The following is a 16157-nucleotide window of genomic DNA, read 5'->3' on the forward strand; positions in this document are numbered from 1 at the left end:
CCGGGTCAGACGCCCAGGGCCTTGCGCTGCGCCGCCACCAGCTCGCGGATGCCCTTGTCGGCCAGTTGCAGCAGCGTGCCCATCTCGTCGCGCGTGAAGGCGGCGCCCTCGGCGGTGCCCTGCACTTCCACGAAGCCGCCCGATGCCGTCATCACCACGTTCATGTCGGTGTCGCAGGCGGAATCCTCGACGTACTCGAGGTCGAGCAAGGGCGTGCCGTCGACGATGCCCACGGAAATCGCCGCCACGAAGTCGCGGATGGGCGAGACCTTGAGCTTGTCCTGCGCGAGCAGGAAGCTCACCGCATCGTGCGCCGCCACGAAGGCACCGGTGATGGCCGCCGTGCGCGTGCCGCCGTCGGCCTGAATCACGTCGCAGTCCAGCGCGATGGTGCGCTCGCCCAGGGCGTCGAGGTCGAACACGCAGCGCAGCGAGCGGCCGATGAGGCGCTGGATCTCCTGCGTGCGGCCGCTTTGCTTCCCCTTGGCCGCTTCACGGTCGCTGCGGGTGTGCGTGGCGCGCGGCAGCATGCCGTACTCGGCCGTCAGCCAGCCCGTGCCGCTGCCTCGCTTGAACGGCGGCACCTTTTCTTCCACCGACGCGGTGCACAGCACCTTGGTGTCGCCGAACGCCACCAGCACGGATCCTTCGGCGTGCTTGGTGTACTGGCGAGTGATGGTGACGGGCCGCAATGCATCCGCGGCACGTCCTTGCGTGCGAACAAAACTCATGGGAGAGAGCCTTTCAGTTTTTCTTCTGGGACGAGCGCCGGATGGCCTCGTTGATTTCCTTGATCGAACGCTCGATCTCGGCGTCGTCAAGTTCGTCGGGCACGTCCTGCCCCATCACGCTGGCCTGGATGGTGGAGGCGAACACCTCCTCGCCCAGGGTCTGCGTGGAGATGCCTGGCGTCTCGCTGTCTTCGGCGCTTTCCCATTCCATGGCGAGCACCGAGACGTTGTCGCTCTTGGGGCCGCCATTGCGAAGCGCCTGCTCGACGAGTTCAGGCACGGCGTCCGAGATCGGATGCTGCGCGAGCTGCTCGGTGATCACCGTGTCGCTCACGCTGCCCCACAGGCCGTCGGAACACAGCAACAGGCGGTCGCCCGGTTGCAGCAGCAGCGGGCCCACCGTGTCGACCACCGGCTTGCCCGGGCTGCCCAGGCAGGTGAAGAGCACGTTGCGGTTGAAGCGCTCGCCCATGGGAACGACCTGGCTGAGCGTTTCCTGCAGCTCGGAATAGGAGTGGTCGCGCGTGCGGGCGATGAGCTTGTCGCCACGCACCATGTACAGCCGCGAGTCGCCGCAGTGGGCCCAGTAGGCCGCGTTGCCCTGCAGCACGCAGGCCACGACCGTGGTGCGTGGCGTGTCGATGAGCGACTTCTGCGTGGCGTAGCGAAGCAACTGGTGGTGGCCGGCGATGATGGCTTCGTGCAGGAAGCGCAGCGGGTCGGCCAGCGTGGGCTTGGAGTCGCGCTGGAACATGGCCGCCAGGGTCTGCAAGGCGAGCTGGGACGCCACCTCGCCTTCGGGGTGGCCACCCATGCCGTCTGCCAGGGCGAACAGGCCCGAATCCCGCGTGTAGCAATAGCCCATGCGGTCTTCGTTCTTCTCGCGGCCGCCCTTGCGGCTCACCTGGTACACCGAAAAGCGCATCGTCATGCCTTGGCGCTCGTCAAGTTTTCAAGTTGCAGCTTCAGGCGTTCGCTGAAGCTGAGCTTGGTATAGCGCCGCTCGGTCTCTCGCGCCAGTTCTTTTTGCAGCGCGAAGACACTCTGGGGGCGCGACAGCGGATCGAGCGACATGCACCATTCCGTGACCTCGATGAGGTTGTCGGAATAGACATTGCGAAGGCGCGACAGCGACAGCGCCAGGCGGTCTTTCTCGATGCGCTGGGGCGCGTCGTTCGGTGGGTAGCCTTGCATGCACGCGTAGATGCACGCCCCGATGGCATAGATGTCGGTCCAGGGGCCGAGCGTGCCGTCGCGGCGATACATCTCCGGGGCGGCGAAGCCCGGCGTGTACATGGGGCGGATGAAATTCCCTTCCTTGGACAGCACTTCGCGGGCGGCGCCGAAATCCAGCAGCACCGCCTTGTTGTCGTTGGTGATGAAGATGTTGGCCGGCTTGATGTCCAGGTGCAGCATCTTGTGCTGGTGGACGATGCGCAATCCGCGCAGGATCTCGTCGAACAGCGAGCGGATGGTCGACTCGCGGAAGACCTTGTCGCGCTTGAGGTCGCGTGCGGTGACGATGAAGTCCTGCAGGGTGTCGCCCTGCAGGTAGTTCATCACCATGTAGACGGTTTCGTTCTCGCGGAAGAAGTTCAGCACCGAGACCACGCTCGAATGCGAGATTTGCGCGAGGCTGCGCCCTTCTTCGAAGAAACTCTTGAGGCCCAGCCGGTACAGCGGCTGCTTTTCGGGCTTGACGCGCGGCGTCAGTTCGCCGGGCGAACGCTCGGCCAGCGACGACGGCAGGTATTCCTTGAGCGCGACGAGGTGGCGATCGGAGTCTTCGGCGAGGTAGACCACGCCAAACCCACCGGCTGCCAGCTTCTTGATGATCTGGTACCCGCCCACCACCGTGCCGGAAGGCAACGGAGCTGGTTTTGGCTTTGACATAATCGAATTTTCAAGGGGCAAAAAGCTGCATGGCAGTCTACAGCATGACCGGTTATGCCACTGCCACCTCCGGCACTGGCACCACCACCGAAACCGGCACTATTGCCGAAGGCCAACCCGCACGGCCCACTGGTGCGCAAACCGCCAGCGTGACGGTCGAAATCCGATCCGTCAATGGCAGATTCCTCGACTTGAACTTCCGCATGCCCGACGAGCTGCGTTCGCTGGAGCCCGCGCTGCGCGAGCTGCTGGCAGCGTCGCTGCGCCGCGGCAAGGTGGAAGTCCGCGTCAACACCAAGGCCGAGACCGAGAACGCGTGGCCCCAGCCGCAGCCCGAGCAACTGCATCGGCTGAGCGCACTGGAAGGCACGGTGCAGGGCTGGCTGCCCAAGGCCCAGCCCTTGTCCGTGCACGAGGTGCTGCAGTGGTGCAAGGGCGGTGGCACGGCGGACAAGCTGGACGAAGCCGCACTCGACGCCGCCAAGCGTGCGATTGCCGGACTCACGGAAGCCCGTGAGCGCGAAGGCACCCGCCTGGTGGCCGTGCTGATGGAGCGCGTCACCCGGCTGCGCCAGCTCGCCGACGAAGCCGAGCCGCTGGTGCCTGCCGTCGTGCAGCGCCAGCAGCAGAAGTTCCTGGAGCGTTGGAAGGAAGCGCTGGAGGTGACCGGCGCGGCGCAGACCATCTCGGAAGAGACGCTGAAGGAGCGCGCGATCAACGAGGCGGCGGCCTACGCCATCCGCATCGACGTGGCCGAGGAGCTGGCCCGGCTGCGCGCCCACCTCGATGAAATCACCCGCCTGCTCAAGAAGGGCGGCGAGGTCGGCAAGCGGTTGGACTTCCTGATCCAGGAGTTACTGCGTGAAGCAAATACCCTGGGCTCCAAGGCAGCCAGCCTGGAACTCACCAACATCTCGGTGGAGATGAAGGTGGCGGTGGAGCAGTTGCGCGAGCAGGTGCAGAACCTGGAGTGACCTGCCGCATCAGGCAGGTGAGGCGCCGAGCAGGCGCTGCACGGCGCGTTCATCTGCCTCGGTGGCGGGCTGGTAGATCACCATGCCCAGGTCCGGCCGCCCGTCGACGGCGAAGGCAGAGTACTCGAACGCCAGCGGCCCTGCCACCGCGTGCCGCAGCCGCTTGAGGCCTTCGCCGAAAGTGCGCACGTCGCGCTCGCGCCAGAAGGTCTCGAACTCACGGCTGCGCTGCGAGAGGTCCTGCACCAGGGCCTCCACCTTCGATGAATCGCCCGCCCGTGCCGAGTCCGCACGGAATGCGGCCACGACGAAGCGCGCCACGCTCTCCCAGTCGTCCTGCGCCTGACGCACGCGAGGCTCGCAGAACATGAGGCGAAGGATGTTGCGCTCCTCGGGCGGCAGAGCGCCATAGTCGGTGAGCACGGCCGCGGCCGCTCGGTTCCACGCGACCACGTCCCAAGTCGGCGTCTTGACGATCGCGGGGCTCAGGGTCAGCGCATCCAGCACGCGCTGCAGCCGTGGCGTGACGCCATCGTTGGAGCGTGTCCTCAACTCCGGCGGCCGGCCGAAGGCAAGCAGGAAGAGATGCTCGCGCTCGACCTCGCTGAGCATCAAGGCCCCCGCGATGCGATCGAGCACCACTTCCGACGGCGCACCACCCCGCCCCTGTTCCAGCCATGTGTACCAGGTGGCGCTGACGTGCGCGCGCTGCGCGACCTCTTCGCGGCGCAGGCCCGGCGTGCGGCGCCGCGTGGTCGGCAATCCGAAGGCGGACGCATCGAGCTTCTCGCGGCGGTCGCGCAGGTAGGTGCCCAACACGTTGGCCGGGTCGATGGAAGGTTCACTGAGGGAAACGCTCATCCTGTTAGCGCCTATACCCGTATGAGGTCACGACTTCAACGCCATGCATTCTGCGCCGACGATGCGCCGCATTGAAACTCTTGAAGGTTTGTTCCATGCGTGTCTTCGTCACAGGTGCCACCGGCTTCGCCGGCTCGGCGGTGGTCCAGGAACTTCTCTCGGCCGGCCATGGTGTGCTGGGCCTGGTGCGATCGGAATCGTCGGCTGCGGCGCTTGCCAAGGCCGGTGCCGACGTGCATCGCGGGTCCATCGACGACCTCGACAGCCTGCGCTCGGGCGCAGCCCAAAGCGACGCCGTGATCCACACCGCGTTCGACCATGACTTCTCGAAGTTCGCCGACAACTGCCGGCGCGACCAGATCGCCATCGAGACGCTGGGCGCGGCGCTTTCAGGATCCGCGCGGCCGCTGGTAGTGACCTCGGGGCTGGCCCTGGGAGTGTCGGGCCGCGACGCGACCGAAGAGGATCCCGCCATGCTGCCCTACGAGCTCATGCCGCGCGTCTCGGAAGCCACGGCGCTGGGGCTGGCCCGCCAGGGCGTTTGTGCGTCCGTGGTCCGCCTGCCGCCGACGACGCACGGTGCCGGCGACCACGGCTTCGTGCCCATCCTCATCGACATCGCCCGCCGCACCGGCCGGACTGCCTACGTCGGCGAGGGATTGAACCGCTGGAGCGCGGTGCATCGCTTCGATGCGGCGGTGGTGTACCGGCGTGCCATCGAGACGGCGAAGGCGGGTGCGCGCTACCACGCGATCGCGGAAACAGGCATCGCGTTCAAGGACATCGCGCACGCGATCGGCGAGCACTTGAACGTGCCTGTGGTGTCCTTGTCGCCAGAAGAAGCCGCCGCGCATTTCACGTGGTTCGCCAAGTTCGCGTCGATGAACCTGTCGGCCACGAGCGTGCACACGCGCGAGGCGCTGGGTTGGTCGCCCAAGCAGCCCACCCTCGCGCAGGACCTCGCGCAAGCAGGCTACTTCGCCTCGTAGTCAGGGCGCGCTGCACGCGAAGCTGGACGCGCGCTCGGTGTCTCCAGCGCCGCGGTAGCGCGCCACGGCCGGCCATGCGCACAGCAGGCGGGTGCGCGTGGGCGACCAGTCGGCCGGCACCTCGGGGTTCGGCACATTCGCGCCGGGTCCTCGCGCCGACGCCACGATGGACTCGGGTGCCGCGCCCTGCTCCACCCACGCGACCAACGCATCCACCATGTCGAACTGATCCGTCGCCGGGCCACCTGACGAGTGGTTCATGCCGGGCACGATGAACAGCCTCGCGCTGTCGCGGCTCTTCGCGCCATGCCGGCCCGAGAAGGACTCCATCCAGCGCACCGTGTCCAGCGCCGAGAACACCGGGTCCGCCGCGCCGTGCGCGACGAGCAGCTTGCCGCCGCGGTCCACGAAGCCGCGCATGCCGGCGGGATCGGGCGGGGTCATGAACTCCATCGCGCTCTGGGTGTAGATGCCGTCTCGCGCATGGACCTTCGGCGCGTCTTTGTCCAGGCTGAAGTGCAGCGCGTAGTCGGCCACCGTCGTGCCTGCGCCGCTCACCACCTGCGGCGACGACGGCGGCGTCGTGAACACGAAGGCCAGCGCGATCGCATCGCGTGGGCCGACGCTGTTGGCGAACTTCCACTCGCGCCAGTTGCCGCCGCGGATGCCCGGGTCCCAGGGCATGCCGGTGTACACGCCCGGACCGGCAAACACCTTGGCGATGACGCGCTTGCGCTCGATCGACAGGCAAGCCGCCGAGGCGTCCTGATCGTCTGCGCACTGCGGCACGTCGCGCATGGGATCGAAGGCGCGCTGGCAGCCGGCGAAGTCCTGCACGATGCCGTCCTTCAGCCCATCGAGCGCATCGCAGCGTTCGAGGATGGCGCTCGACACGAGCCCCAGTTCAGCAGCGGTGAAGCTGCTGCCCAGGTCCGGCACGCCGTCCGCCTTGCGGCTGCGCGCCACCGTGGCGAACTGCTGCGCGCCCCAGACCTGCGCCACGGCAGCGAGCGGCAGGTTGTAGCCCGGCGTCGTCACGAGGATGCCGTCGTACCTGCCGGTATCGCGGGCCGCGGCGACCATGCCGTGCCGGCCGCCGTTGGAGGTGCCCACGAGGTAGGCCTTGTCCGCCGGCCGCCCGAAGTAATGGGTGATCAGGGCATGCGCCATCGGCGTGAGTTGCGCGACCGCGTTGTAGCCGTAGTCCAGCCGCGCCTGCGGGTCCAGGCCGAACACGGCAGCGCCGATCTGCGGGTTGGTGCGCTCGAAGGCATGTCCGGCGTCGGAGCTCAGCACCGCGAAGCCCTTGAGCAGGCCGTTGCTCAAGGGGCCGCCGCCGAGGATGTTGCCGTAGGCCGGCGAGAGGAAGCCATCGAGGCCGCCGTTCGCCTGGTAGAAGAAGCGGCCGTTCCACTGCGTGGGCAGCCGCATCTCGAAACCGATGGCGTAGTCCTTGCCGTCCACCGGACTCTTGCGCTCGTTCAGCCGCCCCGTGACCACGCAGTGCTCGGGCATGGACTGGGCGATGCCGGGAACCTTGAGCGTGCCGGCATCGATGCGCTGTGCCGACAGCAGGTGCAGGCCCGGATGCGAAAACGACTGAACGAGATCAGCGCAAGAGGCCTGGGCGATGCCGGGTCGTGCCGGCCCGGCGCTTCGCAGGGACACGCATGCCGGAAGAACGAGCACGCACAAGGCCAGCCCGGGAACAAGCAACAAGGACAGCGGACGCAAGATCAGCTCCAGGCAGCATTGAGAGCCCGGATATTAGTTAATCAACATAACTATCTGATCAGGACATACCCGAGCAATACCTCGTAGCCGTGTCGGCCATGTGATTTCGCTCAGGAAGCAATTCACCTCTCAGGCCAGCATCTCCCGATGCCTGCCCAGGGCCTCGAACACCACGGGGCTCAAGCCGATCGCACCGCCCTGGTCCATGTGCGCCAGCAGTTCCCGGCGCATGCGTGGGTCCCAGAACTTCTTGATGTGGACGGCGATGCCTTCCAGTGCCTGTGCGTGATCCGGCATGGCGTCGAAGAAGTCGCCGATCTGGTTGGCCATGCGCACCAACGATTCAATGTGCATGCGTGTTCTCCGGTGCAGCGTCCAGGATGAGGCGCTGCGCTTGGCTGTAGACCACGAGGTCCTGCTTGCGCGCAAAGCCCACGAGGGTCATGCGCGCACGTTCCGCCGTGGTCACTGCAAATGATGTGGGCGCGGAAACCGCCGCCAGCAAGGAAACACCCGCTGCCGCCGTCTTCTGCACCATCTCGAAACTGGCCCGGCTGGTCACGGCGATGAAGCCCGTGGCCGCCTCCACGCCGTTGCGCGCCAGCGCCCCAACGAGCTTGTCCAGTGCGTTGTGCCGGCCCACGTCTTCACGCAGCCACTTCACCTCGCCTTCAGCAGAGCACCAGGCCGCGGCGTGGACTGCGCCCGTGGCCTGTTGCAAGGTCTGCAAGGACACGAACTGCGACATCGCCCGGCTGATGGCCTCGCGCCTGAACGGCATGCCGTCCGCCAGCACCGGCAGGTTGCGCGCCACGTGGGCCAGGCTCTCGGTGCCGCACAAGCCGCAGCCGGTGCGGCCTGTCATCGAGCGGCGCCGCTCCTTGAGCCGCGCGAAGGCCTCGGCGGCCACGCGCAGGTGCAAGGTGATGCCCAACTCGGAGGCTTCCTCCTCGACGCCGTAGAGCTGGTCGGCGGCATCGAGAATGCCTTCGCTGAGCGAGAAGCCCAGCGCGAAGTCCTCCAGGTCCAGCGGCGTGGCCAGCATCACCGCGTGCGAGATGCCGTTGTATTCCAGCGCCACCGGCACTTCGTCGGCCACCCAGTCCTGCACCTCGAAGCGCTCGCCCGCACGCACGCCGCGCACCGGCACGGCACGGGCGCCTTCGCAGAAGGACAGCGGGGGAGACTTCTTCTCGTCGGTCATGGGCACGTCATTTGGCGGGCACGATCGGTTCGGTGCGTGCCCGCAGCAGCTCCTGCTGAACCTGGTTGAAGCGACTGTATTCCTGCTGCCAGGCCGACGGCTGCATCACCGGCATCACCTGCACCGCCGTCACCTTGTACTCGGGGCAATTGGTGGCCCAGTCAGAGTTCTCGGTGGTGATGACGTTGGCACCCGATTCCGGGAAGTGGAAAGTGGTATAGACCACCCCGGGTTGCATGCGCTCGGAGATGACGGCGCGCAGCACCGTCTCGCCGGCTCGGCTTTGCACGCCGACCCAGTCACCGTCCTTGATGCCGCGCTCCTCGGCGTCGTGGCCGTGGATCTCAAGCTTGTCCTCGCTGTGCCACTGGCTGTTGGGCGTTCGCCGGGTCTGGGCGCCCACGTTGTACTGCGACAGGATGCGCCCCGTGGTCAGCAGCAGCGGGTACTTGCGCGTCACCTTCTCGTCGGTCGGCACGTACTTGGTGATGATGAATCGCCCCTTGCCGCGCACGAAGTGGCCGATGTGCATGGTCGGCGTGCCGTCCGGCGCGGCGTCGTTGCAAGGCCACTGCAGGCTGCCCTTTTCATCGATCTTCTTGTAGGTCACGCCGCTGAACGTGGGCGTGAGCGCGGCGATCTCCTGCATGATCTCTTCGGGGCTGCCGTAGTTCATGGGGTAGCCCAGCGCCTGCGACAGCTTGACCGTCACTTCCCAGTCGGCGTAGCCGCCCAGCGGCGGCATCACCTTGCGAACGCGCGAGATGCGCCGCTCGGCGTTGGTGAAGGTGCCGTCCTTCTCAAGGAACGACGAGCCCGGCAGGAAGACATGCGCGTACTTCGCGGTCTCGTTGAGGAAGATGTCCTGCACCACCACGCATTCCATGGCCATCAGCGCCGCGGCCACGTGCTGGGTGTTGGGGTCGGACTGCACGATGTCCTCGCCCTCGCAGTACAGCCCCTTGAAGCTGCCGGTCAGCGCGGCATCGAACATGTTGGGAATGCGCAGGCCCGGCTCGGGGTTCAGCGTCACGCCCCAGGCTTCCTCGAAGCTGCCGCGCACGGTGCTGTCGGAGATGTGGCGGTAGCCCGGCAGCTCGTGCGGGAACGAGCCCATGTCGCAGGAGCCCTGCACGTTGTTCTGGCCACGCAGCGGGTTCACGCCCACGCCTTCGCGGCCGATGTTGCCGGTGGCCATGGCAAGGTTGGCGATGCCCATCACCATGGTCGAGCCCTGGCTGTGCTCGGTCACGCCCAGGCCGTAGTAGATGGCGGCGTTGCCGCCGGTGGCGTACAGCCTGGCCGCGGCACGCAACTCGGCCGCGGGCACGCCGGTGGCGGCTTCCATCGCCTCGGGCGAATTCTCGGGACGCGCCACGAACTCGCGCCATTCATTGAACGACTTCGTGTCGCAGCGCTCGGCCACGTACTGCTCGGCCACCAAGCCTTCGGTGACGATCACATGCGCCATGGCGGAGATGACGGCCACGTTGGTGCCGGGCCGCAGCGCCAGGTGATGCGACGCCTCGATGTGCGGCGACTTCACGATGTCGATGCGCCGCGGGTCGACCACGATCAGCTTGGCGCCCTCGCGCAGCCGCTTCTTCATGCGCGAGGCGAACACCGGGTGGCCGTCGGTCGGATTCGCGCCGATGACCATGATCACGTCGGCCTTCTCCACCGACTTGAAGGTCTGCGTGCCCGCGGAGGTGCCCAGCGTCTGCCCCAGGCCGTAGCCCGTGGGCGAGTGGCACACCCGCGCGCAGGTGTCGACGTTGTTGTTGCCGAAGGCGGCGCGCACCAGCTTCTGCACGAGGTAGGTTTCCTCGTTGGTGCAGCGTGACGATGTGATGCCGCCAATCGAATCGCGACCGTACTTTTCCTGCAGGCGCTTGAACTCGCCGGCAGCATGCGTGAGCGCGACTTCCCAGCTCACCTCCTGCCACGGGTCGGTGATCTTCTCGCGGATCATCGGCTTGGTGATGCGGTCCGGGTGCGTCGCATAGCCCCAGGCGAAGCGGCCCTTCACGCAGGAATGGCCCTCGTTCGCGGCGCCGTCCTTCCACGGCACCATGCGCACGACCTCGTTGCCCTTCATCTCGGCCTTGAAGCTGCAACCCACGCCGCAGTAGGCACAGGTGGTGATCACGCTGTGCTCGGGCTGGCCCAGCCAGATGACCGATTTCTCCTGCAGCGTGGCCGTCGGGCAGGCCTGCACGCAGGCGCCGCAGCTCACGCATTCGGACTGCATGAAGGGTTCGTCCTGCCCCGCCGACACGCGCGACTCGAAGCCGCGGCCGCTGATGGTCAGCGCGAAGGTGCCCTGCGTTTCCTCGCAGGCCCGCACGCAGCGGTTGCACACGATGCACTTGGACGGGTCGTAGCTGAAGTACGGGTTCGATTCATCCTTCTGGTCGCGCAGGTGGTTGGCACCGTCGAAGCCGTAGCGCACGTTGCGCAGGCCGGTCACGCCGGCCATGTCCTGCAGCTCGCAGTCGCCGTTGGCCGAGCAGGTCAGGCAGTCCAGCGGGTGGTCGGAGATGTACAGCTCCATCACGCCCTTGCGCAGCTCCTGCAGCCTGGGCGATTGCGTGCGCACCTTCATGCCGGCTTCCGCAGGCGTGGTGCACGAGGCCGGATAGCCCTTGCGCCCATCGATCTCCACCAGGCACAGCCGGCAGGATCCGAAGGGCTCCAGGCTGTCGGTGGCGCACAGCTTGGGCACGTTGACGCCAGCCTCGGCGGCCGCGCGCATCAGCGAGGTACCCTGCGGTACCGTCACCTGCTCGCCGTCGATCTCCAGCGTGACGAGCGTTTCCGACTCGCGTGCCGGCGTGCCGTAGTCGATGGGGTCGTGGTGGTTCAGCATGAAGGGATGCTCCTGCCGCGGCTCAGGCCACGGCGTGCTTCTTGGCGGCGTCCGCGCCGGCGGGTGCCAGCCCGAAGTCCTCGGGGTAGTGGTCCAGCGCCGACAGCACCGGGTACGGCGTCATGCCGCCCATGGCGCACAGCGAGCCGTGCAGCATGGTGTCGCACAGGTCGCGCAGCAGCGTCACCTGCTGGGTCCGGTCGCGGTTGGTGGTGATCTTGTCGATGACCTCCACGCCGCGCGTGGAACCGATGCGGCAGGGCGTGCACTTGCCGCAGGACTCGATGGCGCAGAACTCCATCGCGTAGCGCGCCAGGCGGGACATGTCGGCCCGGTCGTCGTGCACCACGATGCCGCCGTGGCCCAGCACTGCGCCCATGGCGGCATAGGCCTCGTAGTCCAGCGGCACGTCCCACTTCGATTCGGGCACGTAGGCGCCCAGCGGGCCGCCCACTTGCACGGCCTTGATGGGCCGGCCGCTTGCGCTGCCGCCGCCGAAATCGAACAGCAGCTCGCGCAGCGTGAGGCCGAAGGCTTTCTCCACCAGCCCGCCGTGCTTGATGTTGCCGGCCAGCTGGAACGGCAGCGTACCGCGCGAACGGCCCATGCCGAAGTCGCGGTAGTGGGCCGCGCCCTTCTCCAGCACGTTGGCCGCACTGGCGAAGGTGATGACGTTGTTGATGACCGTGGGTTGGCCGAACAGGCCGGAGATGGCGGGCAGCGGCGGCTTGGCGCGCACGATGCCGCGCTTGCCTTCGATGCTTTCGAGCATCGCCGTCTCTTCGCCGCACACGTAGGAACCCGCGGCCTTGCGCACCTCCAGGTGGAAGGCGTGCGCCGATCCGCAGATGTTGTCGCCAAGGAAGCCCGCCGAGATGGCCCGGGCGATGGCCTCGCGCATCACCGCCACCGCGGCCGGGTACTCGGAGCGCACGTAGACATAGCCCCGCGTCGCGCCCACTGTCACCGCGGCGATCGCCATGCCCTCGATGAGCATGTACGGGTCGCCCTCCAGCACCATGCGGTCGGAATAGGTGCCGGAGTCGCCCTCGTCGGCATTGCAGACGACGTACTTCTGCGCACCGGCGGCGAGCATCACCGTCTTCCACTTGATGCCCGCCGGGAAGGCTGCACCGCCCCGGCCGCGCAGGCCGGAATCGGTGACGGCCTGCACCACGGCCGCAGCCTCCATGTCCAGGGCATTGCGCAGCCCGGTCCAGCCGCCATGCGCGGAATAGTCGTCCAGCGACAGCGGATCGGTGATTCCCATGCGCCGGAAAGTCAGCCGCTCCTGCTTCGCGAGGAAGGGAATGGCTTCTGTCGGCCCCAGGCATTTGGGATGCGATGCGCCTGACAGCAAGCCCGCATCGAGCAGCCCGTCGACATCGTCCGCCGCCACCGGCCCGTAGGCCAGGCGGCCTTGCGGCGTGGCCACCTCCAGCAGGGGCTCGAGCCAGAACATGCCGCGGGAGCTGTTGCGGACGATGGTGACCGCCTGGCCGCGCCGGTCGCAGGCTTCCTGCAAGGCCAGCGCCAGTTCATCGGCCCCGACGGCCACGGCCGCCGAGTCGCGCGGAACGTAGAGGGTCACGCTCATGACGCCACCGCCTCTTTCCACTGTGCTTCCAGCCGGCGCAGGTCGTCCAGCGTGACGCGGCCGCGCGGCTTGTCGTCCACCATGATGGCCGGCGACATCGCGCACATGCCCAGACAGTACACCGGCTCCAGGCTGACCATGCCATCCGGGCGCGTGGCGTGGGCCTTGCAGCCCAGCACGGTCTCGGCGCCCGCCAGCAGTTCATCCGCGCCGCAGGACTGGCAGGCCTCGGCCCGGCAGACCTGCACCACGTGCCGGCCCGGCGGCTGGCTGCGGAAATGGTGGTAGTAGGTGACCACGCCATGCACCTCGGCGCGCGAGAGGTTCAGCGCCTCGGCGATGACGGGCACCACCTCACCTGGAATGTGACCCAGCGCGTCCTGCACCTCGTGCAGGATGGGCAGCAAGGCGCCCGGCTCGCTGCGCAGCCGGTCGAGCACGCCGTTCACGACCACCATGGGGTCGGCCGGCTGGGAATCGCGCGGGGTCGTCATTCGTCCATCCATCCTCAGTTCATGAACTTGGCCACGCTCAGCAGCGTACGGTACACACCCCAGGCCAGCGGAATGCCCACCGCCGTCCAGGCCGCGGCCACCCAGATCGGATCGGTACGGCGGACCGTGGTGTCGCCCACGCCCACCTCGCCAGCCGCCATGCGCTCGTGCGCGAGGCGCTTTTCTTCCGCGAGCTCGGCCTCGGTCATGAAATGCTTCTGTGCCACGGGCTTCACCAGCAGGTTGCACACCAGCCCGATGGCCAGCATGCCCACGAGGATGTACATGGTCTGGTTATAGACCTGCTCGCGCGGCATGTGCAACACATCCAGCTGGTAGTCGCGCATGTAGTTCACTACCACGGGGCCCAGGATGCCGGCGGTCGCCCAGGCCGTCAGCAGCCGGCCGTGGATGGCACCCACCATCTGCGTGCCGAACAGGTCGGCCAGGTAGGCCGGCACCGTCGCGAAGCCGCCGCCGTACATGCTCAGGATGATGCAGAACGCCGCCACGAACATCAGCTTGTTGCCCGCCGATGCGCTGGCCGGCACGCTGAAGTACAGCACGCCGCCGAGCACCAGGAACACCACGTAGGTGAGCTTGCGGCCCAGCTTGTCCGACAGGCTCGCCCAGAAGAATCGCCCACCGATGTTGAACAGGCTCAGCAGCGCTGTAAAGCCCGCCGCGACACCTGCGATGGCCGTGAGTTGAGCCTTGTCAAGTTCACCGAACTTCTTGGCCACGCCGATCAGGTTGCCGCCGAACACCTCCTGCAGCATGGGGCTGGCCATGCCGATCACGCCGATGCCGGCAGACACGTTCATGCACAGCACCATCCACACCAGCCAGAATTGGGGGATGCCCCACACCTTCTTCACGTGCACGTGCTGCTGGGTGATCATCGCGTTGTGGCCCTGGGCCGCCGGCGGCGTCCAGCCCTCGGGCTTCCAGCCCGTCGCCGGCACGCGGTACAGCAACGCACCACCCATCATGAACACGAAATACACCAGTGCCATGACGATGAAGGTCGGCGCCACGCCCACGTCGGTGGAGCTGGCGAAGGACTTCATCAGCTCGGCCGCCAGCGGCGAGCCGATCATCGCGCCGCCGCCGAAGCCCATGATGGCCATGCCCGTGGCCATGCCGCGGCGGTCGGGGAACCACTTGATGAGCGTGCTCACCGGAGAGATGTAGCCCAGCCCCAGGCCCACGCCGCCGATCACGCCCGAGCCCAGCAGCATCAGCCAGAACTGGTGCGTCTTCACGCCCAAGGCGGAGATGAGCATCCCGCCGCACCAGCACACGGCGCTGACCACGCCGGCCTTGCGCGGGCCGGCACGTTCCAGCCAGCCGCCCCAGATGGCCGCCGAGCTGCCCAGCAGCACGAAGAAGAGCGTGTACATCCAGCCCAGCGTGGAGATCTTCCAGTCGCAGTTGGAGACGAACAGCTCCTGGAAGAAGCCGACGTCAGGCCCGCACTTGATGGCCTCCTTGATGCCCAACGCCTTGGACAGCGGCAGCCAGAACACCGAGAAGCCATAGGCCATGCCGATGCACAGGTGGATGGCCAGCGCCGCGGGCGGCACCAGCCATCGGTTGAAACCCGGAGCGGCGATGATCCGCTCCTTGGAAAGAAAGCCGGGGTTTTCGGCTCCCAACGGCTGTCCGCCGCTTGTCATGACTGTGGACATGAAGTCTCCTGGTCGTCGTTGTGAGGGCAGGTTGGGCCCACCCGGCGCGAAGTCTCGCCACGCAAGGTGACAAGCGTCCAATTTCTTCGGGAAATGAACTGATTCGCGGATGAAATCAAGCGGGGTCCACCGTTGCGGCATGGGCCCCGATACCGCTGTGGGCGCTGGCATGCGCCAGCCACTGCGGGTCCTGGGCGAACTCCAGCGCCGCGCTCAGGGTGCGCGAGGCGGGGTTCAGGTTGTGGACGAGGAAGGCGATGGGCACCTCGATGCGCGGCTCCACCAGGGGCAGCACTTCGACATCGGGCTGGCCCAGCACCTGGCCGAGCATGGACCCGGGCAGCACGCTGCTGACCCGGCCGGTCTGCACGCTGAGCACCAGCGTCACGGTGGAGTTGGATTCGATGGCCGGCCGCACCTTGGCGCCTGCCGTGGCGAAGGCGCGGTCGATGATGGTCCGGTTGTGCATCTCGGCCGTCAGCAGGCAAAGCGGCAGGCCAGCGGCTTCTGCCCAGGTGATGCTGTCGCGCCGAGGCTGCCCGGGCTCCGCGCGCCGGGCGAGGAAGTAGTGCTCCACGTACTGCACGATGACGCGGCGGTGCGCCGAGCTGTCGTCGGTGCGCTCGGCGTAGCCCAGGGCCAGGTCCAGCGCGAGCGTCTCGAGGCCGGTTTCCAGTTCCACGGAGCTCATGGAACGCAAGGTGGGCACGATGCCGGGATGGCGATCCTGCAGCATGGCCACGAAGCGCGAGGCAATGGGCATGGCCGTGGGCACCGCGCCGATGAGCAACTCACCTGTGGGCGACTCGGCGGCGCTGGACAGGTCCTGCCGCAGCAGCTCGTGCTCGCGCAGGATGCGCCTGGCGCTCACCAGAACGCGCTCGCCTTCGGCCGTGAAACCGGCGAAGTTGCGTCCGCGCTTGACGATGGAAGTGCCGAAGCTTTCCTCCAGCGCCCGGATGGCGTTGGACAAGGCCGGTTGCGTCACGTGGCAGGCCAGGGCCGCGCGCCCGAAATGACGGTGGTCATCGAGTGCGACAAGGTACTTGAGCGTCACGAACAGGTTCATGAAGGCGCATCGGCCGATGGGTCAGCGAGTGTAGGCAATCGCCCGCGTGAG

14 protein-coding genes are annotated in these 16157 nt (G+C 67.2%); 2 read left to right on the plus strand and 12 right to left on the minus strand.

What is annotated here, in order from left to right:
- Positions 1 to 5 precede the first annotated feature (5 nt).
- Genes rph through DZC73_RS09710 form a run of 3 tightly spaced genes read right to left on the minus strand, consistent with a single transcriptional unit; the run spans position 6 to position 2624 of the window.
- Positions 6 to 731, minus strand: a complete 726-nt coding sequence (gene rph / locus DZC73_RS09700; protein ID WP_124540021.1) for a ribonuclease PH — start codon at positions 729 to 731, stop codon at positions 6 to 8.
- Positions 732 to 744: 13 nt separating this feature from the next.
- On the minus strand, positions 745 to 1656 hold the full coding sequence (locus tag DZC73_RS09705; RefSeq protein WP_124540378.1) for a PP2C family protein-serine/threonine phosphatase: 912 nt from the start codon (positions 1654 to 1656) through the stop codon (positions 745 to 747).
- Positions 1657 to 1658: 2 nt separating this feature from the next.
- Complete coding sequence (locus DZC73_RS09710; protein ID WP_124540022.1) at positions 1659 to 2624, minus strand: serine/threonine protein kinase; 966 nt, start codon at positions 2622 to 2624, stop codon at positions 1659 to 1661.
- 29 nt (positions 2625 to 2653) lie between these two features.
- Between DZC73_RS09710 and DZC73_RS09715 the strand changes: the two genes are divergently transcribed.
- Positions 2654 to 3598 carry a YicC/YloC family endoribonuclease gene (locus DZC73_RS09715; RefSeq protein WP_124540023.1) on the plus strand — a complete coding sequence of 315 codons (945 nt, stop codon included), beginning with the start codon at positions 2654 to 2656 and terminating at the stop codon, positions 3596 to 3598.
- Between the two features lie 9 nt (positions 3599 to 3607).
- Here the strand turns inward: DZC73_RS09715 and DZC73_RS09720 are convergent, their stop codons facing one another.
- Entirely contained in the window at positions 3608 to 4459 is an 852-nt protein-coding gene (locus DZC73_RS09720) for a helix-turn-helix transcriptional regulator (RefSeq protein ID WP_124540024.1), read from the minus strand.
- Between the two features lie 95 nt (positions 4460 to 4554).
- Here DZC73_RS09720 and DZC73_RS09725 point away from each other — a divergent pair, with 95 nt between their 5' ends.
- On the plus strand, positions 4555 to 5448 hold the full coding sequence (locus tag DZC73_RS09725; RefSeq protein WP_124540025.1) for an SDR family oxidoreductase: 894 nt from the start codon (positions 4555 to 4557) through the stop codon (positions 5446 to 5448).
- On the opposite strand, the gene DZC73_RS09730 is transcribed toward DZC73_RS09725, so the two are convergent.
- The 8 genes from DZC73_RS09730 to DZC73_RS09765 all read right to left on the minus strand — a co-directional run bounded on the left by DZC73_RS09730 (position 5449) and on the right by DZC73_RS09765 (position 16106).
- Positions 5449 to 7182 (minus strand): tannase/feruloyl esterase family alpha/beta hydrolase, encoded by a 1734-nt coding sequence (locus tag DZC73_RS09730; protein WP_235835055.1) that lies wholly within the window; start codon positions 7180 to 7182, stop codon positions 5449 to 5451.
- A gap of 129 nt (positions 7183 to 7311) precedes the next feature.
- Positions 7312 to 7536 carry a formate dehydrogenase subunit delta gene (locus DZC73_RS09735; RefSeq protein WP_124540027.1) on the minus strand — a complete coding sequence of 75 codons (225 nt, stop codon included), beginning with the start codon at positions 7534 to 7536 and terminating at the stop codon, positions 7312 to 7314.
- Positions 7526 to 8386: a formate dehydrogenase accessory sulfurtransferase FdhD gene (fdhD, locus tag DZC73_RS09740; protein WP_124540028.1), complete on the minus strand. Its 861-nt coding sequence runs from the start codon at positions 8384 to 8386 to the stop codon at positions 7526 to 7528. The genes DZC73_RS09735 and fdhD overlap by 11 nt, the downstream gene beginning before the upstream one ends.
- A 7-nt stretch (positions 8387 to 8393) precedes the next feature.
- Positions 8394 to 11255: a formate dehydrogenase subunit alpha gene (fdhF, locus tag DZC73_RS09745; protein WP_124540029.1), complete on the minus strand. Its 2862-nt coding sequence runs from the start codon at positions 11253 to 11255 to the stop codon at positions 8394 to 8396.
- Positions 11256 to 11277: 22 nt separating this feature from the next.
- Entirely contained in the window at positions 11278 to 12852 is a 1575-nt protein-coding gene (locus DZC73_RS09750; protein WP_124540030.1) for a formate dehydrogenase beta subunit, read from the minus strand.
- Positions 12849 to 13346, minus strand: a complete 498-nt coding sequence (locus DZC73_RS09755; RefSeq protein WP_124540031.1) for a formate dehydrogenase subunit gamma — start codon at positions 13344 to 13346, stop codon at positions 12849 to 12851. The genes DZC73_RS09750 and DZC73_RS09755 overlap by 4 nt, the downstream gene beginning before the upstream one ends.
- A gap of 14 nt (positions 13347 to 13360) precedes the next feature.
- On the minus strand, positions 13361 to 15037 hold the full coding sequence (locus tag DZC73_RS09760) for an OFA family MFS transporter (RefSeq protein ID WP_235835056.1): 1677 nt from the start codon (positions 15035 to 15037) through the stop codon (positions 13361 to 13363).
- A gap of 115 nt (positions 15038 to 15152) precedes the next feature.
- Positions 15153 to 16106 carry a LysR substrate-binding domain-containing protein gene (locus tag DZC73_RS09765; RefSeq protein WP_124540032.1) on the minus strand — a complete coding sequence of 318 codons (954 nt, stop codon included), beginning with the start codon at positions 16104 to 16106 and terminating at the stop codon, positions 15153 to 15155.
- Between the last annotated feature and the right edge of the window lie 51 nt (positions 16107 to 16157).

It is taken from the genome of Rhizobacter terrae (assembly GCF_003852895.1).
GTDB classification, from domain to species: Bacteria; Pseudomonadota; Gammaproteobacteria; order Burkholderiales; family Burkholderiaceae_C; genus Albitalea; species Albitalea terrae.